The organism is Rhodoplanes sp. Z2-YC6860, from assembly GCF_001579845.1.
GTDB lineage: Bacteria > Pseudomonadota > Alphaproteobacteria > Rhizobiales > Xanthobacteraceae > Z2-YC6860.
Window position 1 is genome coordinate 2,714,084 of the sequence record NZ_CP007440.1, and the last position, 21,384, is coordinate 2,735,467.

Below are 21,384 nucleotides of genomic sequence, written 5' to 3' on the forward strand. Positions count from 1 at the left end.
AGGCGCCTGAACAATTTGTAACCCGAAGATATTGAACGCGATCTCCGGCCCCCGAAACCAACGATCGGGAGGCAGAGGAGAGACCCATGAAACGCCTGCTGATAACCTGTGCGATTGTTCTTGCCGCCTCGTTGAGCGCGGAAGCCGCCACCAAGCATCACAAACGGCCTCAAAGCGACGTCACGGTCTGGAACAAGGATTCAAAGGACCCGAGCGTCGGTTGGCACACCGAGAACGGGATGCGGGTGTGCAGTCACGACTGCGACAATCCCGAAATCCCCGGCTCCGGCGCTCGCTGCAGAAACGTGACCTTCATGGGCATGGGCATGCGCGAGTGCGTCACCGGCGGCTGGTGAGAACGAACCGTGCGGAGACCCGCATCGTCGTGAGACGATCCGGTTTTCGATTCCAGGATAAGAATCGGAGTTTGGTTTGACTGCCTCGCGCGTAGGTCTTCGCGCGGATCGTCGACCCAGGTCGACGATCCGCGTCAGGACAAGCATGAGGAGTCATCCGTGAGCAAGGAAACAGACAACAAAGCCATCGTCGGCCGTTGGTTCACCGAATTCTGGGGCAAGAAGGTCAATCTCGCGGTGATCGATGAGATCGCCGCGCCGGACATGCTGCTCAAATATTCGCTGCATGAACCGCGCCGCGGTCGCGATGACATCAGAGCGTTCATGACCGATTTCCGCGCCGCATTCCCCGATCTCAATTTCTGGGGCACCGCGGATGTGATCGCCGAGGGCGATTACGTCGTTGGCCAGTGGGAAGGCGGCGGCACCCACACAGGTCCGGCCTTCAAGGATTTCCTGGTGGGCGGCCTGCCAGCCGCGACCGGCCGCAAGATGCACTTCACCGGCACGACGGTGCTGAAGGTGGTCAACGGCAGGATCGTCGAGGAGATCGGTCTCGATGACGGCGTGACGGCGCTGACCCAGCTCGGCCTGATCAAGGCCGCCTGATCGCAGCCGACTTATCAGAGCGACTTGGAATCGTCGGAGGAGGAGGCCCGCACGCCCGCGTGCGGGTCTCTGTTTGCGGAAATCGGGTGGTTTCCTCACGTCACAAAAGCGAATTTGAACGCAGGATCAGAGCGCAGCCGACTAAGATCGACAGCGCGATCGGAGGACATGGAAGATGATCGCAGCATTTGCCGACATCCCGCGGCCCGCGCCCCCCGCGGTGGCGGACGATCCGCGATGGGCGCGCATTGTCGCGCGCGACAAGACGGCTGACGGGCAGCTCTGGTATTCGGTTGCGACAACCGGTGTCTATTGCCGGGCGTCGTGTCCGTCGCGCACCGCCAACCCAAAAAACGTCCAGCTCCACGACACGCTCGAAAGCGCAAGGGCGACCGGCTTCCGGCCCTGCAAACGCTGCAATCCCGACAGTCCTTCCAGCGACGCTGGGAATGCCGCGCTGGTCCTGAAGGCGTGCCGGATCATTGGCGAGAGCGAGGAGGAGCCGTCGCTTGAAACGCTGGCCAGCGCGATCGGCCGCAGCCCGGGCTATTTTCATCGCGTGTTCAAGTCCGTCATCGGCGTGACGCCGAAGGATTATGCCGCCGCGCATCGCGCCAGGAAGGTCCGGGCCGGATTGGCCTCGGGCATCACCGTCACCGAGGCGATCTACGATGCGGGGTTCAATTCCAGCGGGCGGTTTTATGAGAAATCGACCGGCATGCTCGGCATGACGCCGTCACGATATCGCGCCGGCGGCGCCAACGAGGAGATCAAGTTCGCCGTCGGCGAGACATCGCTGGGCGCCATCCTGGTCGCATCGAGCCGGAAGGGCGTTGCCGCGATCATGCTGGGAGACGATCCGGACGATCTCATCCGCAGCCTCCAGGATCGTTTTTCGAACGCGCATCTCATCGGCGCCGATCGCGACTACGAGGTGCTGGTCGCGCGGGTGGTCGGCCTCGTCGAGACGCCGGGAAGCAGCGTCAGCCTTCCTCTCGATGTCCGCGGCACCGCCTTCCAGCAGCGGGTCTGGCAGGCGCTCCGGGAAATTCCCGCGGGCGAGACGGTTTGCTATGCCGAGATTGCACGGCGTGTCGGATCGCCGAAGGCGGCACGCGCGGTCGCCGCGGCTTGCGCTGCGAACAATCTCGCTGTTGCCATTCCGTGCCACCGCGTGGTCCGCAACGATGGCGCGGACTCGGGCTATGTCTGGGGCGTGGAACGCAAGCGCGTCCTGCTCGACCGGGAAACGCCGTCAACGCCACCTTGAATCAGAACCACGATGGACGATCTGTTCGAACGCATCGCCCCTGTGCAGCCGTCCAGGGAAACCATGGCGGATGGCGCCGTGCTGTTGCGCCGTGCCGCGCTGCCGTTTGAAAAGGATCTGCTGGCTGCGCTGACTGGCATCACTGCGATATCTCCGTTCCGGCGCATGGTCACACCGGGCGGCTACACCATGTCGGTGGCCATGACCAATTGCGGCGCGGCCGGGTGGATCACCGACCGGACGGGATATCGCTACGACCGGATCGACCCGCAGACCGGCAAGCCGTGGCCGCCGATGCCGGACTGCTTTCTTGAGCTGGCGGTCGTTGCGGCGGCGGACGCCGGTTATCCGCAATTCCGTCCCGACGCCTGCCTGGTCAATCGCTACGAGCCGGGTGCGCGTCTGTCGTTGCATCAGGACAAGAACGAGCGCGACCTCGCCCATCCGATCGTCTCCGTGTCGCTGGGGCTGCCCGCGACATTTCAGTTCGGCGGTTTGAAGCGCAACGACCCGGTGCGGAAGTTCGCGCTCAAGCATGGCGATGTTGCCGTCTGGGGCGGGCCGTCGCGTCTGTTCTTTCACGGAGTCGCGGAGTTGAAGGATGGCGATCACGAAACCTTCGGACGCATGCGCATCAACCTGACCTTTCGCGGCGCGCTTTAGCAATCGGCTTTTCGGATCAGAGCTCCGCTGCTTGGCTTTGCGCCGAGCAGCGGAGCTCTCGGCTTGTTTCATGCCTTGGGCCGGAGCGTTGAAAACATCCGATTTGAAAACAAGGAGCGGAGTTCAGCCAAGCGAGCCGCCGGATATCTCGATCATGGGACAGACGAAGGAGTCGAACCATGAACCTCATGATTTCCGAAGCCCACTCGCAGCGTTTGCGAGCTGCCGCGGAAACGCTCTCTTATGCGACCGGAGAAAGCGCCTTGGGCGTTGTGCTCGTCGCTCGCAGCATCTCGGATGTCTGCGCCATTCTGATTGGCGACGACTGCGGCGCGCTCGCGGTGGACCTTGCCGCCCGTTTTCCGAAAGCCGGACTGGTGGCGAACGACGACGCCGTCTGCGACGATCTGGCAAAGGTGATCCGCTTCGTGGAGCAGCCTGCCGAGGGACTTTATCTTTCGCTCGATCTGCGCGGGACGCCGTTCCAGCGCCGCGTCTGGGAGAAGCTTCGCGGAATCCCGGTCGGACGCACGGTGACCTACACGGAGTTGGCTCGCTGGGTCGGACCGCTCACGTCGGCCCGCGCGGTCGCCGGCGCCTGTGCCGCCAATCCGATCGCACTGGCCGTTCCCTGCCACCGCGTCGTGCGTCGCGATGGCGATCTGGCGGATTATCGCTGGGGCATTGAGCGCAAGCGCGAGATGATCGGCAGAGAGGCCAGGGCATCAGCGTCGGCGCGCTAGGGTCTGATTCAACTTCGTTGAATCAGACCCGTCGCTCTTGTTTGAGCATGATCTTTTCCGAAAACCGCTTCACACTTTTCGGGATCATGCGCTAATGCCCCTTGAGCCAGCGCTCCAGCATCTCGCCGTGGGTGTCGATGTAGCGCCGAAACCAGACCGTATAGGCCTCCGGCCGCGCCCGCATGTCGGCGATCATGTCGGCGTAGCGCACCCACTTGAACTCGCTGACCTCGGCCGGATCGGGCCTGATCGCGCCGTCGTGCCGGCCGCCGTACACATGCACGATCTCGTTCTCGATCAGGCCGCCGGGCACCGGATCGTTGTAGTGGTAGACGAACAGCGGCTCGAGCGCGCAGGTAAATCCCATCTCCTGCGAAAGCCTGCGCCGCGCCGCATCGGAGGTCGCCTCGTCAGGCAGCGGATGGCTGCAGCAGGCGTTGGTCCAGAGTCCGCCGGAGTGGTACTTCGCGGGATTTCGCCGCTGCAGCAGAAATTCGCCGCTGGCGTTGCGCACCAGCACCGAGATGGCACGGTGCCTTAGTCCGCGTTGGTGAGCGTCGAGCTTGCCGGCGGTGCCGATCTGGACGTCGTCGGCATCGACCAGGATGATGGGATCGGTGTCGCTCGTCGTCCTTTGGTCGCCGGACATTACTCCGACTTGCCCCCGCCGAACTTGTCCTTGATCGCGGTCCACGCCACCTGGCCCGCGAGCGAAGCTGCGGAAATCGGCTTGGCAGCCGCTGCCGCCGAAGGATCGGCGAGCTGCTTCTTCAGGTTGTTGGCGAATTGATTCATGATCGCCGAAGCCGTGGCCTGGATCATGCCGACGCCGCGGCCGTACTGCGCGACGGCGCCAGACAGCGTCAGGTCGGTGTGCACCAGGACCTTGGAGCCCGCCGCCGACGGCTCCAGCCGGAACGTCGACTTGGCTTGCGCCGCGCCGCGACCCTTGGCGTCGTTGCCCTGCGCGCGCACGCTGGCGCTGTAATTGGTGTTGTCGATCGCCTCGAACACCACGGTGCCGGCGAAGGTCAGCGCCACCGGTCCGAGACGCACGCCGATGTTACCCTTGTAGGTCTTGTCGTCGACGACTTCGGTGAGCTGCGCGCCGGGCATGCAGGGTGCAATCCCCTGGACGTTCATCAGCACTGGCCAAGCCTGCTCGGGAGGCAGCGGCACTTCGAAAGCGTTGTCGAATTCCATTTGCGGAAACCTACTCGTTACTGGGGGCTTGAAGTTTGCGATTACTCGGCGGCGGCCGTCGACACGCCGCCATGGGCTTTCGACCAGCCGGCTGGGTCGTGCAGGAACTTCTCGATTTCCTGCAGCTTGATCGGATCGAACTGGCCGCAGCTCTTGGCGAAGTCGAGCACGTCCCACCAAGTGCACAGATGATGCATCTTGATGCCGAGATCGGCCAGGATCTTCTGGCCTTCCGGGTAGATGCCGTAGAAGAAGAAGACGAAGATATGGTCGACGGTGGCGCCGGCGGCGCGCAGCGCGTTGCAGAAGTTGACCTTGCTGCGGCCGTCGGTGGTGAGGTCCTCGACCAGCAGCACGCGCTGGCCCGGCTCGAGATGTCCCTCGATCTGGGCATTGCGGCCGAAGCCCTTCGGCTTCTTGCGCACATACTGCATCGGAAGCATCAGGCGATCGGCCATCCAGGCCGCGAACGGGATGCCGGCGGTCTCGCCGCCGACCACCGTGTCGAACTGCTCGAAGCCGACGTCGCGCAGCACGGTCGCGGCGCCGAAGTCGATCAGCGTCTGCCGCACCCGCGGAAACGAGATCAGCCTTCGGCAGTCCGTGTAGACCGGGCTGGCCCAACCGGAGGTGAAGATGAACGGCTTGTCCTCCATGAAGCGGACAGCCTCCACCTCAAGGAGCATCTTGGCCGTCAACTCGGCCATCACCTTCCGGTCAGCAAATCCCAGGCCCTGTGTCATGGTGCTTTCGATCGCCCTCTATCTAGTGATTTTCACTAGGCATCTAAGGCGCGCCCGTCAAATGCGCCATTCGTCGCCGCGCTTTCTCCCCTGGAAAGTGCTGACAAACAGGTCGTCCGGGGTCCAGCGCTTCTGGGTCAGGCCCTGCTCGTGGGAGTAGCCGGCGATGGTGTCCATGGTGTGCCGGTTCTTGTCGCTGAGACCGTATTCCCAGGGGTCGTGGCCGAGCACGGCCTGCTGCTCGTTCCAGGCTTCCAGGTACCAGGCGAGCGGCACGATGCGCGGATTGGCCATCCGTTTCATCGCGATCGCCTTGGACTTCTCGAAGGCGTGGAACAGGTTGACCGGCACCCAGGGATGACGGTCGACGATCTCCTGGCGGATGCCCATCACGTGCATGATCGGGAAGATCTGCGTCTTCTTGTAGAAGCGGATCTCCTCGTCCTTGTAGTCCGGCCACAGCCGCGCCACGCGCGGATCGCCGGCCTCCATCGGCTTGATGATGTCGGAGTGGATGAGCGCGTCGACCTCGCCCTCGGCCAGCATGTCCTCGACCGACTTGTCGTGCGGCAGGCGGGTGATCTTCAGGCCCGGCGGCGGCGTGAAGTCGACGTCCTCGTCGAGCTCGGCGACCCACTCGACCGACTTATGCGGCACGCCGTATTCGTGCTCGAGGATGCCGCGCATCCAGTGGATCGCGGTGACCAGGAACGACTTGATGCCGATCTTCTTGCCGACCAGGTCGGAGGGCTTCTTGATGCCTTTGTTCGTGTTGATGAACACGAAGCCGTGGCGGAAGCGGCGATGCAGGAACACCGGGATCGCCGTGATGTTGAGCCCCTTGTCGCGGGCGACGATGTAGGACGAGCACGAGGTCTCGGCGACGTCGAAATGACCCTCGCGCAGGAAGCGCCAGTGGCGGGTCGTCGAGTCCATGTCGGTCAGGATGGTGAGGTCGATGCCGTCGGGAGACACTGTGCCGTCGATCAGCGAACGCACGATCTCGTAGTTGCCGCAGGCCAGAGTGAGGGGGATGTTTTTCTTCACGTTGTCGCTTCCTTGCGCGCTCGTATCATGGTGGGCGCGCAGTGAAGCGGGGTTCGGCCGCAAAAGCCAGCCTTGGGCTAAATGGCTGGTATGCCTTGGGGATTGGCGGTCCGCAGGCTGGAACGCGGACTATTCGAACTTACGCCGCGAACTTATGCCGCGACTTGCCGCAGGAAGGCTTCGACCTCGCTGCGCAGGTTCGCCACCGCGCTTTCCACCGAGCGGGACGCGGACAGCACGGTCTCGGCTGAGCTGCGGGTTGCGGTCGCTGCTCCGGCGACGTCGTCGAGCGCGTGGACTACGGTGTGGGTGCCTTGCGAGGCGCCTTCGACGTTCTGCGAAATCTCGCTGGTCGCGGAGTTCTGCTCCTCGACGGCGGCGGCCACCGCCGAAGTGTAGGCGCTGATCTCCTTCATGCGGCCGGCGATGTCGCGGATCGCCCCGACCGCACCGGTGGTCGAGCCTTGCACCGCGAGGATCTGCGCCGCGATGTCTTCGGTGGCCTTGGCGGTCTGCACCGCGAGCGATTTCACCTCCGAAGCGACCACGGCGAAGCCGCGACCGGCTTCGCCGGCGCGTGCCGCCTCGATGGTGGCGTTGAGTGCCAGAAGATTGGTCTGCGCTGCGATGCTGCTGATCAGCTTGACCACGTCGCCGATCTTCTGCGCCGCCTCGGCAAGTCCCGAGATTTGCGCGTTGGTGGTTTCGGCCTGCTCGACCGCGGTGCTGACCACATTGGTGGTGCGGACGAGCTGCTCGCTGATTTCGCCGATCGAGGCCGAGAGTTCGGCGGCCGCGGTGGCCGCCACCGCGACGTTGGTCGAAGCTTCGTTGGAGGAGCGCACCGCGCTCTGCGCGCGCTGCGACGTCTTCTCGGATTCCTTCAGCAGACCGCCTGCGGTCGTCTGCATGGCGGCGGCGCTATCGGCGACCGTCTTGAGCACGCTCTCCACGCGGGTGCGGAAGCCCGCGATGGCTTCCTCGATCGCGGTGCGGCGGCCTTCCACTGCGCGCATGGCGGTCCGGGCGAGTTCGGCTTGGTGCTGCTCGGTGACATCCTCATGGGTCGCGACCCAGCCGCCGCCCGGCATCGGGCGGTTGGCGAGCTGGATGAACCGCCCCTCGTTCTCCCGGACACTGGTTACGGTCTTGCCGTTGGCGATGGTTGCGAGCAGGTCGGCGATGTACCGGTCGGGGTCGCCGGAGAAGTTCCCCATGCGGATGCGATGCAGCAGCAGGTCGCGCAACGACGCGCCGGGCCGCGTCACCTCGGGCGTCAGGTTGTACATCTGCGCGTAGCGCTCGTTGCACAGGATCAGATCGCCGCTCGGCGACCACATGCACAGGCCGGCCGACATGTTGTTGAGCGCGGTCTGGAGCTGGCCGTTCATGCGGCGCAACAGCGCCCAGCGCCAAAGCGCCGCAGCAGCCAGGATCCCCAGCGCGGCGGCAGCGAGCCAACTGTACGGATTTGCCAGCGCTAAAGTCGCGTCAGCCATGGCTTCCCAGATCGTTCACGGAAGAAAACCAGCATGCCTGCGCAAAGTTGCGCCAGCCTTAACGGCCATGCGGCTACGCAATCCTTAATGGATTGTTTATGATTGGCGCACCCGCACAACAGATGCGGGACAAGTCGGGAGAAATGCATGCCGGGATGGGCCAAGGCCGCGACGAAGGCCGCGACGGCGGTCGCGCTGTTCGTCGCCGCAAGTTTCGCGCAACCGCAGGCGAGGGCGGAGGACTATCCGGCGCGGCCGGTGCGCATGGTGGTGGGCTTTGGCCCTGGTGCGGTGGCCGACGTGATCGCCCGCGCGATGGCCGCGCGCATGAGCCAAAGCCTCGGCCAGCAGATCGTGATCGAGAACCGGCCCGGCGCGGGTTCGAGCCTGGGCGCCGAATACGTCGCCCGCGCGCCGAAGGACGGCTACACGCTCCTGATGTGTACGGTGGCGCAGACCATCAACCCGGCGCTGAACAATCTGAGCTTCGATTTTGGCAAGGATCTTGCGCCGATCATGCTGGTCGCCAATGCGCCGCAGATTCTGGTGGCGCATCCTTCGCTTCAGGCGAATTCGGTGCGGGAGCTGATCGCGCTCGCGAAGTCGAATCCTGACGGCTTGCAGTATGCGTCGTCCGGGGCGGGCACCATGAGCCATCTTTCCGGCGTGCTGCTCGCCAGCACCGCCGGCATCCGGCTCACGCAAATTCCCTATCCGGGCAGCGCTCAGAGCATGACCGATGTGCTGGCCGGCCGGGTGCCGATGATGTTCGGCCCGGCCGCGACGGTGTGGGCCAACGTCCAGGCCGGCAAGCTCAAGGCCCTGGCCGTCACCCAGCCGACGCGCGCTGCGGTCGCGCCCGACGTGCCGACCATGATCGAGTCGGGCGTCGACGGCTATTCGGCCGGCATCTGGATGGGGATGCTGGCGCCGTCAGGCACGCCGCGCGAGATCGTCGACAAGCTGTCGCGCGCCGCGAACCAGGCGGTGAAGTCGCCCGAGGTTCTGACGTTGCTCACGGCGCAGGGCGTGGATCCGCTCGGCGGCACGCCAGACGAATTCGCGCGCTTCATCGATGTCGAATTGAAGAAATGGGCCGGCGTCGTGAAGGACGCCGGCATCAAGCCATAGGCTAAGGGGAGGGCGACCATGGGTGTCATCAGGATTCTGTCCATCGCTGCGATGATCGTCGCGGCCGGAGTTTCGGCTGCGCGCGCGCAGAGCGATTATCCGAACAAGCCCGTGCACTTGATCGTAGGCTTCATCCCGGGCTCATCGGCCGATATCACGGCCCGTGTGCTCGGCAACCGCATGTCGCAGCTTCTCGGCCAGCAGATCGTGGTCGAGAATAAGCCCGGCGCGGGCTCGAGCCTTGCGGCCGAATATGTCGCGCGCTCGCCGAAGGACGGCTACACGCTGTTCGTCGGTTCGTCCGCCAACATCACCAACGCGGCGATCAATCCCAAGCTCAGCTTCGACATGGTGAAGGACTTTGCGCCAATCGCGCTGGTCAATTCGGCGGCTGTGATCCTGGTGGCGAATCCATCGGTCGGCGTATCGAGCCTCAAGGAGCTGATCGAACTGGCGAAGAACAAACCCGGCGAGATCAACTACGCCTCGACCGGTGTCGGCACCGCGCCGCATCTCTCCGGAGAGCTGCTCAACATGCGCGCCGGGTTGAAGCTCGTGCACGTGCCCTATCAGGGCAGTCCGCAGGCCGCGACCGACCTTCTGGCGGGCCGCGTGCAGATCATGTTCTCGCCGGCCTCCGCCGTGGTGGCGCAGGTCGAGAGCGGCAAGCTGAAGGTGCTGGCATCGGCGACCGCGCAGCGCACCGGCATCCTGCCGAATGTGCCGACCATGGCCGAAGCCGGCATGCCGGACTTTGTCACCTCGATCTGGTTCGGGCTGATGGCGCCGGCCGGCACACCGCGGGAGATCGTCGACAAGCTCGCCCGCGCCGCCATCGAAGCCGCGAAATCGCCGGAGGTGATCACGTCGTGGCGGCCGCAAGGCATCGATCCGATGATCGCCGGCCCCGACCAGTTCGCGAAGTTCGTCAGCCAGGAGGTGACGCGCTGGGGCGAGGTGGCGTCAGCCGCCGGCCTGAAGAAATAGCGAAAAAAAGAAAAACGCCCGCCGCGATCGTCGCAGCGGGCGTTTCATTGCGCGGGCGTCACGCCATCTTGTTGGTCAGCGTGCCGATGTTCTCGATCCAGACCTTGGTGGTGTCGCCGGCCTTCAAGAACTCGCGGCGGGCCGCGCCGACGCCGGCCGGCGTGCCGGTCAGGATGATGTCGCCCGGATAGAGCGTGATCCGCGACGACAGGTGCGACAGCTGCTCGGCGAGATTGAAGATCATGTCGCTGGTGTTGGAGTCCTGCTTGATGACGTCATTGACCCAGAGCTTGATGCCGAGCTTCTGCGGGTCCTTGATGTCGCTCGCCGGGATGATCCACGGGCCGATCGGGCAGGCGTCGTCGAAGCACTTCTGACCGACCCAGTCCCACTTGAACGGCGTCGCGTCCGGAAGCTGATCGCGTCGGCCGAGGTCGCGCGCCGAGAGCTCGTTGGCGATGGTGTAGCCCATGACGTAGCTCAGCGCCTTGTCGAGCGGCACGTCCTTCGCCTTCTTGCCGATCACGGCGCCAAGCTCGGCCTCCCAGTCGATCGCCTTCGAGGCCTTGGGCAGCTTCACGGTGGCCTTGTCGCCGGTCACGGTGCGCGACGCCTTGATGAAGTGCCACGGGTTGAGACCCACGTCGTGCGGATCGGGCGCGGGCGGAATGCCCTGCAGCTTCGCCATCTCCATCATGTGGTCGGTGTAGTTCGCGCCGGCGCAGTAGATCGCCGACGGATATAGCACCGGCGCCAGCAGCTTGGCCTTCGCCACCGGCGTGCTCTTGAGCTTGCTCTTGGCGGCCGCGTCGGCGGCCTTCTTCAGCGTGCCCTTGGCCGACGACCAGTCGTTGATGATGTCGAGCATGCTGGCATAGGCCGCCTTGCGCGTGAGCGCGGCGGCATCGAACAGCTTCTCGTCCACCACGATGCCTGCGCGGGGGCCTTTGGGGGATTGATACGTGACCAGCTTGTAGCTCGACATGGATCTTCAGCTCCTTGGCATGGCCCGTTCGAGGGCGGGCTTCAGCGTATTCCTCAACCCGACGAGTTAAGCACAAAGGTCGCGGGTTGAGGCGCCCGCGCCCCCGTCCGGCCTCGATTTTTATTTGGGGTGGATCACGCGAACCGGCTTGCCATCCAGGAAGCCGCGGATGTCCTCGACGATGTCCGGATAGTAGCGCTCGTAGTTCTGCTGGCTGACGTAGCCGAGATGCGGGGTCAGCACGACGTTATCGAGCTTGCGGAAGGGATGGTCGACCGGCAGCGGCTCGATGTCGAACACGTCGAGGCCCGCGCCGCCGATCTGCTTGTTGGTGAGCGCCGCGATCAGCGCCTTCTCATCCACGATCGGCCCGCGCGAGGTGTTGATGAGGTACGCGGTCTTCTTCATCAGGCCGAGCTCGCGCGCCGTGACCAGCCCGCGGTTCCGCTCGCCGAGCTGGACATGGACCGACAGGAAGTCGGCGTTCTTGAACAGGTCGTCCTTCGACACATATTCGGCGCCGACCTCCTTGCACCGCTCCGGCGTCAAATTCTGGCTCCAGGCGATGACCTTCATGCCGAACGCCTTGCCGACGCCGGCGGCGCGCGCGCCAAGCTTGCCGAGGCCGATCAGGCCCAGGGTCTTGCCCTCGATGTCCATGCCGAGCGTGAGCTGCCAGGGCTCGCCGGCCTTCATGCGGGCGTTCTCCCAGCCGATCCGCCGGGTCAGCTCCAGCATCAGGCCGAAGGCGATGCCGGTCGTCGGATTGCCGTAGCTCGTGGTGCTGCAGACCGTGATGCCGCGCTCCTGGCAGGCCTTCATGTCGATCGAGGCGTTGTGGGCGCCGGTGGTGATCAGGAGCTTGAGCTTGGGCAGGCCCTCGATGACCGGACGAAGGAAGCGCGTGCGCTCGCGCATCATCACGACGATGTCGAAGTCCTTCACGTCGCGGATGGTGTCGGCGTCGGTGCGCCGCACCGCCTCGTTGAAGACCTTGATCTCGACGTCCTTGGTGATCTTCGACCAGTCGGCGAGCTTGAGCGCCACGTTCTGATAGTCGTCGAGGATCGCGCAGCGAAGGGCCATTGCAACACTCCTTGGATTGAAACCGGGCGGAGTGTGTCGCGCCTTGCCCTGTGGCACAAGGGTGGCTGCTCTCGATCAGCGCGCCGCCGCGAGATAGCTCGGATCGACGAAGCGGGCCATGTCGAACGCCGCATCCTTGGGCACGAGGCCGGCGCTTTGCAGCGTCGTGAACACCCGCCGCATGCCTTTCTCGGACGCCGCGAGGCCGTCGGGCATCAGCTTGAAGTTGAGCGCGTCGGCGATGCCGCGGCGCGCATAGGCCTCGGTGGTGCCAAGCTCCTTGACCAGCACCTTGGCGGCGGTGCCGGGATCGGCGGCCATTGCGGCCTGGCCGCGGCGCATCGCGCGAAGCGCGCCGGTGACGGCCGCCCGGTTGGCTGCGGCCCAGGCCGGGTCGAGGAACACGGCGGTGAACTCGTAGTCGGGAACATACTTCACGATCGGCCCGAGGTTGCTGAAACCCGCCGCTTCGGACTCGTAGCTCAGCGGGAAGGGCTGCAGCCCCGCGTCGATCTTGCCCTCGCGCAGAAGCTTCCAGCGGGTCGGCGCGCCGCCGACCGCGTCGATGACGATGTCGCCGCGCGTCCAGCCCAGCGCCTTCTCGATGTCCTGGACGAAGTAGGTGGTGCCCTCATGCAGCGACAGCACCCCGAAGCGCGCGCCGCGAAGCTCCGTCACCGACTTGATGTGGGGGCGGGCGATGATGAAGTGCGGCGGCTTCTGCGCGACGCTCGCCACGACCCGGAACTTGCCGCCTTTGAACGCATCGGCGACCAGCGCCTCGATGCTGGCGATGGCGATCTGCGCCTCGCCCGAATGCATGACCCCGTTGATCTTCTCGGCGTTGTCGAAGATCTCGAACTTCGGCTCGATGCCCTCGTCGGCGAAATAGCCGTTCTCCTGGGCGACCCAGACCGGGGCGTAAAACACCGTCCGCGACACCAACGCAATCTTCACCATGGCCGCCATTTCACGCCCCCGGTTTGAGAGGCGCCGAGACTAGAGCAGGTCCGTTTCCGGCGGAAACGGACCTGCTTGGAATTCCTGGGTACCTTTTGGCGGCCCGGGCCTCAGGCCTGCCGGTGCTTCTCGCGCCACTTCGGGCCGGGGCCGCGCATATAGTGCCGTTCCGGGCGATAGTGGTCTGTGAAGGACCGAAACAGGCTCTTTCCCAGTTCGATCAGGCTCAACATGACGCCGTTCCGCTGTTTTTCGTTGTTGGCTTCGACTTGCCCATTGGTCGACGGAAACGGCGGAGAGGTTCATAAGGGAACCGGCCCCGCTTGCCCTGGGCTCAGTCGATCGCTAAATCCAGCGCTGAATCTCCCATAAAATTCTCAATTCTTTGGAAACGCGAAGCCAGAAATGAACGGCCGTCAATTCATCTATCATATGCAGGGTCTGACCAAGACCTACCCCGGCAACCGCAAGGTCCTGGAGAACATCAACCTGTCGTTCTATCCGGACGCCAAGATCGGCGTGCTGGGCGTGAACGGCTCGGGCAAGTCGACCCTGCTGCGGATCATGGCTGGCATCGACAAGGACTTCATCGGCGAGGGCTGGGTCGCCGAGGGCGCCAAGGTCGGCTACCTGGAGCAGGAGCCGCAGCTCGATCCGGCGCTGAGCGTCCGCGACAACGTCATGCAGGGCGTGGCCGCCAAGAAGGCGCTGCTCGACCGCTACAACGAGATCGCCGCGAACTACTCCGACGAGACCGCCGACGAGATGGCGAAGCTCCAGGACGAGATCGACGCCAAGAACCTGTGGGAGCTCGACTCCCAGGTCGACCTCGCGATGGATGCGCTGCGCTGCCCGCCGGACGACTCCGACGTGTCCAAGCTGTCGGGCGGCGAGCGCCGCCGCGTGGCGCTGTGCCGGCTGCTCCTCAGCCAGCCCGAGCTGCTGCTGCTCGACGAGCCGACCAACCATCTCGACGCCGAGTCGGTGCACTGGCTGGAAGGCCATCTGCGCGACTATCCGGGCGCGATCCTGATCGTCACCCACGACCGCTACTTCCTCGATAACGTGACCGGCTGGATTCTCGAGATCGACCGCGGCAAGGGCATCCCCTACGAGGGCAACTATTCGTCCTGGCTGGTGCAGAAGCAGAAGCGCCTGGAGCAGGAGGGACGCGAGGAGGCCGCGCATCAGCGCACGCTCGCCCGCGAACAGGAATGGATCTCGGCTTCGCCCAAGGCGCGGCAGGCGAAATCCAAGGCGCGCTACGAGCGCTATGAGGAATTGCTGCAGAAGGCGTCAGCGAAGAAAAACGACACCGCGCAGATCGTCATTCCGGTCGCCGAGAGGCTTGGCCAGAACGTTGTCGATTTTACCGACCTCAAGAAGGGCTTCGGCGATAACCTGCTGATCGACGACCTCACGTTCAAGCTGCCGGCCGGCGGCATCGTCGGCATCATTGGCGCGAACGGCGCCGGCAAGACCACGCTGTTTCGCATGATCACCGGCCAGGACAAGCCCGACAGCGGCACCATCAAGGTCGGCGAGTCAGTGCATCTCGGCTATGTCGATCAGTCGCGCGACGCGCTCAACCCGAACAACAACGTCTGGCAGGAGATTTCCGACGGGCTCGACCAGCTGATGCTCGGCAAGCAGCAGGTGAACTCGCGCGGCTATGTGTCGGCCTTCAACTTCAAGGGCGCCGACCAGCAGAAGAAGGTCGGAAACCTCTCGGGCGGCGAGCGCAACCGCGTGCATCTCGCCAAGATGCTGAAGTCCGGCGCCAACGTGCTGCTGCTCGACGAGCCAACCAACGATCTCGACGTCGACACGCTCCGCGCGCTCGAAGAGGCGCTGGAGGACTTTGCCGGCTGCGCCGTCATCATCAGCCACGATCGCTGGTTCCTCGACCGCATCGCGACCCACATCCTGGCCTTCGAGGGCGAGAGCCACGTCGAATGGTTCGAGGGCAACTTCCAGGACTACGAGAAGGACAAGATGCGCCGGCTTGGCGAGGACTCGGTGATGCCGAAGCGCATCAAGTACAAGAAGTTCAGCCGCTAGTGTCCCATGCAATACCTCGCAGCGAGCAAAGGCGCGGCGGTTCATCTTCCCGATGGCTGCCGCGTGCTTGCTGCCGGCGAGACGATCTCGTTCGAGCTGCCCTGGGCGTTCGCGCCTTTGCTCGCGCGGCTCGATGATTCCGTCGACCTTCCGGCGCTGAAGGCGGACTTGTCGGAAGCCGGCTACGAGGGCTTCGCGGTCGAGGGCCTCGAGGAGCCCGGTCATGGGCAGGCCTTCGTGCTCGGCGCCCACATCGTGCACGACCCGGTCGGGTTCCGGCCCTATGCGGCGGACATTCCGGACATCGTCAAAAGCTTTGGCGGCAGGTTCATCGCCCGTGCCGGCAAGGTGACGCCGCTGTCCGGTGCTTTCGTTCCCGAGCGCGTGGTGGTGATCGAGTTTCCCACAGCCGATGACGCGTTGCGTTTCTACACCTCGGAGCGCTACGCACCGTTGCTGAAGATCCGGCTGGCCACGACCGAGGCCCGTTTCATGATCATGGCCCGGTCAGGGGAACTTCCGGCGGGGGTCCGCGCCGCTGCGAAAGCTTATTTGCAGCGCAGCGCCTGAATGCCGCAGCGCAGTTCTCTGTCACAGAATCGCATATAAATCCTGCCTCCATGGCTGCCTGCGAGAGATGGCGCTGCCTGCGAGAGGAGACACCCGATGTCGATGTCTGCGGACGATCCGAAAGTGCCGCTCGATGCGCCCGCGCTCCGGCCGTTGCCGCAGCTGATCTTCGCTTCGCGCTGGCTGCAGCTGCCGCTCTATCTCGGGCTGATCGTGGCCCAGTGCGTCTATGTGGTGCTGTTCCTGAAGGAACTCTGGCACCTCATCACGCACACGCTGAGCTTCAGCGAGCAGGAGATCATGCTCGTGGTGCTCGCGCTGATCGATGTGGTGATGATCTCTAACCTCCTGATCATGGTGATCGTCGGCGGCTACGAGACCTTCGTGTCGCGGCTCGAGCTTGAGAGGCACCCCGACCAGCCGGAATGGCTGAGCCATGTCAACGCCAGTGTGCTCAAGATCAAGCTGGCGATGGCGATCATCGGCATCTCATCGATCCATCTGCTTCGTACTTTTCTCTACGCCGGCCAGCTCGGCAAGGAGGGCGCGCTCTACACCGAATCCGGCGTGATGTGGCAGGCAATCATCCACGGCTTGTTCATCGCTTCCGCCGTTGGCGTCGCTTACGTCGAGCGGCTGAGCCAGCCGGTCTATGCCGGCAAGGGTCACTGATGAGGCTATTCGCAGCGGTGCTGGGGCTGCTGCTGTTCGTAGCGCCTCAGGCGCGTGCCGCCGATCCGGCGTTTCAGAATTTTCTGCAATCGACGTGGCCTGAGGCACAGCAGCTCGGCGTATCGCGCGCTACGTTCGACGCTGCGGTCAGCGGGCTTGAGCCGGATTTGTCGCTGCCCGACCTCGCCATTCCGGGCCGTCCGGAGCAGAAGCCGCCGTCGCAGCCCGAATTCGTGCAGACGCCTGCGGGCTATGTGCGCGAAAGCTCGATCGCGCGACTTGCCGCCGAAGGCAAGAAGCTCCTCGATGCGCATCGCACGACGCTCAATGCCATCGAGAAGCAGTTCGGCGTGCCTCCGCAGGTTCTGCTCGCCATCTGGGGCCGCGAGACCGACTTCGGCAGATACAAGCTGCCCTACGATGCGCTGCGTGTGGTCGCGACCCAGGCTTACGTCGGCCGGCGCAAGGACATGTTCCGCGGCGAATTCCTGGCCGCCTTGAGGATGCTCCAGGATGGCGTGCCGCGCGAGCGGATGCGCAGCTCCTGGGGCGGTGCGATGGGGCTCACGCAGTTCCTGCCGTCTGAATACTACAAGCACGCCGTCGATTTCGACGGCGATGGCCGTGTCGACATCTGGACTTCGATCCCCGATGCGTTGGCCTCGGCCGCCAAGCAGCTCGCCAACAAAGGCTGGCAGCGCGGCGAGCGCTGGGCCTATGAGGTGCGCGTGCCGGGCAATGTCGACTGCACCATCGCGCAGCCCGCGCACATCATGCCGATCGGTGAATGGCTGAAGCGCGGCTATGTACCGGCCTACGGCCGGCAGCTCACGGCAAAAGAGTTGAAGAACGACGCGTCATTGCTGCTGCCCGAAGGCACTTACGGCCCGGGCTTCCTGGCGCCGAAAAACTACTTCGTCATCAAGGAATACAATTTCTCGGATCTCTACGTTCTGTTCGTCGGCCATCTCAGCGACCGGATCATCGATCCGCGGCCGTTCGAGAAGGCCTGGAGCAAGAACGCGCAGCTTCGCACCGAGCAGGTCGAGGCGATGCAGAAGACTCTCACCCAGCGCGGGCTCTATCGCGACAAGCTCGACGGCAAGGCCGGCATGCTGACGCGCGCGGCGCTCGGCGAGTACCAGAAGGCCAACGGCTTGAAGCTCGACTGCTGGCCGACCGCCGCAGTGCTGAGCGACATGCAGAGCAGGCGTTAGAGCGTTTTGACCGAAAGTTACTTCAGTGTCCGCTGTCATCGCCGGGCTTGTCCCGGCGATCTCGTTTAGGTGAGTACAGTGCGTCCCCAAGCGAGATGGCCGGGACATAGGCGAGCGAAGCGACGCCGTTCTTCGAACGGCTATGCCCGGCCATGACGGTTGCGGGACAGCCGAAACTCAAAGCAAAACCGGCGGCGCTTGCGCACCGCCGGTTTGCATCGAAATCAGATCGATCGGTTTAGTAAGCCGGGCAGAAGAAGCGCGGACGGCTCCAACCCACGACATTGCCGTAGCCGTCGCGGATCGGGCGGCGCGCCCAATAGCCATCCGGGCAGCCATAGGCCGGCGCCGCACCGTATGCCGGGTAGGGCTCGTAGCCCGCCACCGGATAGTAGGCGCGTGGATAGCCGTAAGCCGGGCCCGCGCCCGCAATGGCGCTGCCGATGGCCGCGCCGGCAATCAGACCGCCGGCGACACCGAAACCAATGCCGCAGCCGCGGCAACCCGCATCGGCCGTGGTCGGCGCGAGCGTCGAAGCGGCCAGCGTCGCGCTGGTCGCGAGTGCAAGCAAAGTCTTCCTCATGATTTTTAATCTCCCATGGCGACCGGCCCCAGCGCCGAGCGCAAAACGCGCGGTCTTCCTGACCCGACCTGCCGAGGCAGAAATACGCATCGCCAATTTGTCGGAAATTTGTTTTAGGCGCCATCAGTGACTTTCCGCTGTGCGAAAAGTCACTGAACGGCGCTTAAAACTGAACGACGGTTCAGACGACCGTTTATAGGTCAGCGTAAACCTTACAGGGACATTACGGGCAGACCTGCACCCGCCGCACCCGCCAGCCATAGCCGTCCCAGAACCGCTCGCGGTGCCAGTAACAACTCGGACCTTGATCGTAGGCTTCGTATCCCGGCTCATAGGCGTAGTAAGGGCCCCCGCCGTAATACGGTCCGCCGTAGCCGTAATAGGGCGCACCCAAAGCGCCACCGACGATGGCTCCTGCGGCGAGACCGCCAATGACGCCGGCCGCGATGCGGCCGCCGCGCGCTTCGGCGGTGGTTGGAGCGGCGATCGCAGCGGCTGCAATCGCGCCCGCAGCCGCAAGCACAGTGAATGTCCTTGTCATGGCGTCACCTCAGATTTGATGAGCGTGACAACACAACGCGCGAATATGCATTTCGGTTCCGCCAAACCAACAGTTCGAGCGTGCCAGCTTGGCGGAATCGGTTTGATTGGTGACGATCTGACGAACTCAGGGAATGGGCAGCAGCGGCTTCTTGCCGGCATGCAGCTGCATGTCGACGGCGGTGAGCAACGCGGCGGTGCCGGCGTAATTGCCCATCAGCATGACGAGCTCGACGAGCTTGTTCGGACCGAAGATCGTCTTCAGCTTGGCAAAGGTTTCCGGCTTCACCTTGTGGTCGCGCCACAGCTGCCGGCCGAGCTCGATGATCTGTGCGTCGGTCTCGTCGAGGCCTTCGGTGCTGCGGCGATACTTGATCACGTCGATGACGTTCTGCGATACGCCTTCCTTCAGCGCCTCCGGCTCGTGTGCCACCCATTCGAACTGGCTGTCCATCTCGCGCGCGGTGGTCAGGATCGCGACCTCGCGCACATGCGCCGTGAAGCCGGCCTCGTAGCGCAGATAACGGTTGAGCGCCGACACCATCGCGGCGGTCTTCGGGCTGAACAGTTGAATTCCCGATGGTCCCTGCAGTCCGGCAATCGAGGCGCCCGGTGTCTTGCCGCGGTCGTAAGCCTTCTTGCCGTCCTCATCGAGGTCTTCACGTTTGGGGAGAGACAGACGCATTCCAGAACTCGGGTCGATATCGGAGGGCATTTGAGATCCTGTGCTCTGCGGACTTCCCGCAGATTGGGCGTGAACCGAAGAGGTGATCGAGCAGCCCGCTGCGGAGAGCAGGCATGCCGCAAAGAATCGAACAAAGAATCGAGCGATGGGCAGACGGCGCATGACAATCCTCCCCAAAATCGTTTCTCGTTGTCGCGAGCTTACAGGTGGTGACGACACTTCATCAACATCCGGTGAGGGCAGGGGTGCTTTACTCCCGCAGATGTTTCAACGTCGTGCCGTCTGCGTTACGTTCGTGCGGGCGGCTGCTGACAACATATTGCGGGGAAATTCGAATGGATACGCCGATCGACCGGCAGCGCCTGATCGTCAAGGGCATGTCCGGCATTTATGAGAGGTTCGCGCCTTACTCGTACGCCTTCATGCGCTTTGTCACCGGCGCGATCCTGGTGCCGCACGGCGTCGGCAAGCTGATGTCCGGCGACATCGCGCGCTACACAACGAACATCGGCGGCAAGGGACTGCCGGCCGCGGAGTTGCTTTCCTACCTGGTGTTCTTCACCGAGTCGTTCGGCGCGCTGTTTCTCGCCATCGGCCTGTTCACGCGGGTCGCCGCCGCGATGGTCGGTATCCAGATGCTCGTGATCGCGTTTGTCTGGCAATGGCAGTACGGCTACTTCTGGACCAATCGCGGCTACGAATTCGCGCTGATGTGGGGGCTGCTCTGCGTCGCGATTTTCTTCCGCGGCGGCGGGCGCTACTCGGTCGACCACTACATCGGCAAGGAATTCTGAGGGCCGGGCGTGGCAGACGCTAGCCCGCCGGCGCCTCGCGCCGGAAACTGATCGCGATGCGGTTCAGCGCGTTCATGTTCGCGGCGATCGCCGTCAGGTCGACGATCTGGCGATCGTCGAAATGGCGGCGGAGCTCCGCGAATGCCGCATCGGACGGCACACCGTCGGAAATCTTCGTGACGAGTTCGGCCCAGGCGAGTGCGGCTCGTTCGGCGTCGCTGAAACATGACGCAGACCGCCAGCGCTCGAGGGCCGCAAGACGCTCTTCCGTTTCGCCGAGCTCCCTGAGTTGCCGCGAATGGGCCCAGATGCAATAGCCGCAGCCATTGATCTGGGACACGCGCAATTCGATGTGCCGGCGAAGCAGCGGGGAAACGCCGCAGGCGTCGAAATAGGAGTTCGCGGCGTACATGCCCTGGACGGCGCCGGGCGCCACCTTTCCGTATTCGATCCGAAGGCCGCTCATTGTGCGTGTGCCTCCGTCGCGAGCGGCGCCATCCCGTATTTGCGGGCATAGACCTCGCGGAGCCCCGCCTCCGTCGTGCCTGCAACGTAGGTGTAGGCCGGCGAAAGGATCGGCCTGGCCGACAGCACGGTGACCAGCACCGCGTCGTGGATCGGGATGGTATCGCCAACCTGGCGCCGGAGATCGGCGACGAACCGCTCGTAGACCGGATCGCCCGCCGAGCGCACGCTGGCCTCGCCCTTGAACCGGTAGCCGCGCCGCGAAAAGATATCGATGCAATTGATTTCGATGCGCGGATCGCGCCGGACATTGGCAATCGTGCGCGGCGACGCGATGTTGGCGAACAGCAGATGCTCGTCGTCGTGCACCGTCAACGTGCTCTTCGGCGAAAGATTGGGGCTGCCATCCGCGTTGATGGTTGCGGCGAAACACAGGTTCGTCCGGCGAACCACGTCCTTCATGTCGCTATCGAGCTTTGCCATCGCGGGCGTTCCTCTTCGGTTGCGGAGTTGGA

The 21,384-nt window shown here is 64.2% G+C and carries 26 protein-coding genes; 12 read left to right on the forward strand and 14 right to left on the reverse strand.

What is annotated here, in order from left to right:
- Positions 1-86: 86 nt before the first annotated feature.
- The 5 genes from RHPLAN_RS12510 to RHPLAN_RS12530 all read left to right on the forward strand — a co-directional run bounded on the left by RHPLAN_RS12510 (position 87) and on the right by RHPLAN_RS12530 (position 3,641).
- Positions 87-356, forward strand: coding sequence for a hypothetical protein (locus RHPLAN_RS12510; RefSeq protein WP_068018054.1), 270 nt, complete (start codon positions 87-89; stop codon positions 354-356).
- A 159-nt stretch (positions 357-515) separates the two neighbouring features.
- Positions 516-965 carry an ester cyclase gene (locus RHPLAN_RS12515; protein ID WP_068018055.1) on the forward strand — a complete coding sequence of 150 codons (450 nt, stop codon included), beginning with the start codon at positions 516-518 and terminating at the stop codon, positions 963-965.
- A gap of 175 nt (positions 966-1,140) precedes the next feature.
- Complete coding sequence (gene ada / locus RHPLAN_RS12520; RefSeq protein ID WP_068018058.1) at positions 1,141-2,235, forward strand: bifunctional DNA-binding transcriptional regulator/O6-methylguanine-DNA methyltransferase Ada; 1,095 nt, start codon at positions 1,141-1,143, stop codon at positions 2,233-2,235.
- A gap of 12 nt (positions 2,236-2,247) precedes the next feature.
- Positions 2,248-2,898 (forward strand): DNA oxidative demethylase AlkB, encoded by a 651-nt coding sequence (alkB, locus tag RHPLAN_RS12525; RefSeq protein WP_068018060.1) that lies wholly within the window; start codon positions 2,248-2,250, stop codon positions 2,896-2,898.
- 179 nt (positions 2,899-3,077) lie between these two features.
- Positions 3,078-3,641, forward strand: coding sequence for a methylated-DNA--[protein]-cysteine S-methyltransferase (locus RHPLAN_RS12530; protein WP_068018063.1), 564 nt, complete (start codon positions 3,078-3,080; stop codon positions 3,639-3,641).
- A gap of 91 nt (positions 3,642-3,732) precedes the next feature.
- Here the strand turns inward: RHPLAN_RS12530 and idi are convergent, their stop codons facing one another.
- From idi to RHPLAN_RS12555, 5 genes are all read right to left on the reverse strand, one after another.
- Positions 3,733-4,290 (reverse strand): isopentenyl-diphosphate Delta-isomerase, encoded by a 558-nt coding sequence (idi, locus tag RHPLAN_RS12535; protein ID WP_068018064.1) that lies wholly within the window; start codon positions 4,288-4,290, stop codon positions 3,733-3,735.
- Complete coding sequence (locus tag RHPLAN_RS12540; RefSeq protein WP_068018065.1) at positions 4,290-4,844, reverse strand: SRPBCC family protein; 555 nt, start codon at positions 4,842-4,844, stop codon at positions 4,290-4,292. The genes idi and RHPLAN_RS12540 overlap by 1 nt, the downstream gene beginning before the upstream one ends.
- Before the next feature lie 41 nt (positions 4,845-4,885).
- Positions 4,886-5,587, reverse strand: coding sequence for an orotate phosphoribosyltransferase (locus tag RHPLAN_RS12545; protein ID WP_068018066.1), 702 nt, complete (start codon positions 5,585-5,587; stop codon positions 4,886-4,888).
- 57 nt (positions 5,588-5,644) lie between these two features.
- Entirely contained in the window at positions 5,645-6,634 is a 990-nt protein-coding gene (locus tag RHPLAN_RS12550) for an ABC transporter substrate-binding protein (RefSeq protein WP_157100240.1), read from the reverse strand.
- A gap of 152 nt (positions 6,635-6,786) precedes the next feature.
- Positions 6,787-8,133, reverse strand: a complete 1,347-nt coding sequence (locus RHPLAN_RS12555) for a PAS-domain containing protein (protein ID WP_068018068.1) — start codon at positions 8,131-8,133, stop codon at positions 6,787-6,789.
- 147 nt (positions 8,134-8,280) lie between these two features.
- On the opposite strand from RHPLAN_RS12555, the gene RHPLAN_RS12560 reads away from it, so the two are divergent.
- Positions 8,281-9,264: a Bug family tripartite tricarboxylate transporter substrate binding protein gene (locus tag RHPLAN_RS12560; protein ID WP_068018071.1), complete on the forward strand. Its 984-nt coding sequence runs from the start codon at positions 8,281-8,283 to the stop codon at positions 9,262-9,264.
- A gap of 18 nt (positions 9,265-9,282) precedes the next feature.
- Complete coding sequence (locus RHPLAN_RS12565; protein WP_068018074.1) at positions 9,283-10,251, forward strand: Bug family tripartite tricarboxylate transporter substrate binding protein; 969 nt, start codon at positions 9,283-9,285, stop codon at positions 10,249-10,251.
- Positions 10,252-10,309: 58 nt separating this feature from the next.
- Here RHPLAN_RS12565 and RHPLAN_RS12570 read toward each other — a convergent pair whose 3' ends face one another.
- The 4 genes from RHPLAN_RS12570 to RHPLAN_RS40800 form a co-directional block, all read right to left on the reverse strand.
- Positions 10,310-11,236, reverse strand: coding sequence for a fumarylacetoacetate hydrolase family protein (locus tag RHPLAN_RS12570; RefSeq protein WP_068018077.1), 927 nt, complete (start codon positions 11,234-11,236; stop codon positions 10,310-10,312).
- A gap of 120 nt (positions 11,237-11,356) precedes the next feature.
- Positions 11,357-12,322: a D-2-hydroxyacid dehydrogenase family protein gene (locus RHPLAN_RS12575; RefSeq protein WP_068018080.1), complete on the reverse strand. Its 966-nt coding sequence runs from the start codon at positions 12,320-12,322 to the stop codon at positions 11,357-11,359.
- 75 nt (positions 12,323-12,397) lie between these two features.
- Positions 12,398-13,291 carry an ABC transporter substrate-binding protein gene (locus RHPLAN_RS12580; RefSeq protein ID WP_084244797.1) on the reverse strand — a complete coding sequence of 298 codons (894 nt, stop codon included), beginning with the start codon at positions 13,289-13,291 and terminating at the stop codon, positions 12,398-12,400.
- 101 nt (positions 13,292-13,392) lie between these two features.
- Positions 13,393-13,515, reverse strand: a complete 123-nt coding sequence (locus RHPLAN_RS40800) for a hypothetical protein (RefSeq protein ID WP_257730411.1) — start codon at positions 13,513-13,515, stop codon at positions 13,393-13,395.
- Between the two features lie 172 nt (positions 13,516-13,687).
- On the opposite strand from RHPLAN_RS40800, the gene ettA reads away from it, so the two are divergent.
- From ettA to RHPLAN_RS12600, 4 genes are all read left to right on the forward strand, one after another.
- Positions 13,688-15,343: an energy-dependent translational throttle protein EttA gene (ettA, locus tag RHPLAN_RS12585; RefSeq protein ID WP_068018086.1), complete on the forward strand. Its 1,656-nt coding sequence runs from the start codon at positions 13,688-13,690 to the stop codon at positions 15,341-15,343.
- Positions 15,344-15,349: 6 nt separating this feature from the next.
- Entirely contained in the window at positions 15,350-15,913 is a 564-nt protein-coding gene (locus RHPLAN_RS12590; protein ID WP_068018089.1) for a DUF1330 domain-containing protein, read from the forward strand.
- 96 nt (positions 15,914-16,009) lie between these two features.
- Positions 16,010-16,585: a TIGR00645 family protein gene (locus tag RHPLAN_RS12595; protein WP_068018094.1), complete on the forward strand. Its 576-nt coding sequence runs from the start codon at positions 16,010-16,012 to the stop codon at positions 16,583-16,585.
- Positions 16,585-17,802 carry a lytic murein transglycosylase gene (locus tag RHPLAN_RS12600; RefSeq protein WP_068018095.1) on the forward strand — a complete coding sequence of 406 codons (1,218 nt, stop codon included), beginning with the start codon at positions 16,585-16,587 and terminating at the stop codon, positions 17,800-17,802. The genes RHPLAN_RS12595 and RHPLAN_RS12600 overlap by 1 nt, the downstream gene beginning before the upstream one ends.
- Positions 17,803-18,040: 238 nt before the next feature.
- Here the strand turns inward: RHPLAN_RS12600 and RHPLAN_RS12605 are convergent, their stop codons facing one another.
- The 3 genes from RHPLAN_RS12605 to RHPLAN_RS12615 all read right to left on the reverse strand — a co-directional run bounded on the left by RHPLAN_RS12605 (position 18,041) and on the right by RHPLAN_RS12615 (position 19,610).
- Positions 18,041-18,385, reverse strand: coding sequence for a hypothetical protein (locus RHPLAN_RS12605; RefSeq protein ID WP_084244799.1), 345 nt, complete (start codon positions 18,383-18,385; stop codon positions 18,041-18,043).
- A gap of 223 nt (positions 18,386-18,608) precedes the next feature.
- Positions 18,609-18,926 (reverse strand): hypothetical protein, encoded by a 318-nt coding sequence (locus RHPLAN_RS12610; RefSeq protein ID WP_068018100.1) that lies wholly within the window; start codon positions 18,924-18,926, stop codon positions 18,609-18,611.
- 126 nt (positions 18,927-19,052) lie between these two features.
- Positions 19,053-19,610: a carboxymuconolactone decarboxylase family protein gene (locus RHPLAN_RS12615; RefSeq protein WP_068018102.1), complete on the reverse strand. Its 558-nt coding sequence runs from the start codon at positions 19,608-19,610 to the stop codon at positions 19,053-19,055.
- A 335-nt stretch (positions 19,611-19,945) separates the two neighbouring features.
- On the opposite strand from RHPLAN_RS12615, the gene RHPLAN_RS12620 reads away from it, so the two are divergent.
- Entirely contained in the window at positions 19,946-20,404 is a 459-nt protein-coding gene (locus RHPLAN_RS12620; RefSeq protein ID WP_068018104.1) for a DoxX family protein, read from the forward strand.
- A gap of 19 nt (positions 20,405-20,423) precedes the next feature.
- On the opposite strand, the gene RHPLAN_RS12625 is transcribed toward RHPLAN_RS12620, so the two are convergent.
- Together RHPLAN_RS12625 and RHPLAN_RS12630 are read right to left on the reverse strand one after the other, a co-directional pair.
- A complete protein-coding gene (locus RHPLAN_RS12625; RefSeq protein ID WP_068018108.1) occupies positions 20,424-20,870 on the reverse strand; it encodes a carboxymuconolactone decarboxylase family protein in 447 nt (148 codons plus the stop codon).
- Positions 20,867-21,352 carry a pyridoxamine 5'-phosphate oxidase family protein gene (locus RHPLAN_RS12630; protein ID WP_068018111.1) on the reverse strand — a complete coding sequence of 162 codons (486 nt, stop codon included), beginning with the start codon at positions 21,350-21,352 and terminating at the stop codon, positions 20,867-20,869. The genes RHPLAN_RS12625 and RHPLAN_RS12630 overlap by 4 nt, the downstream gene beginning before the upstream one ends.
- Positions 21,353-21,384 lie beyond the last annotated feature (32 nt).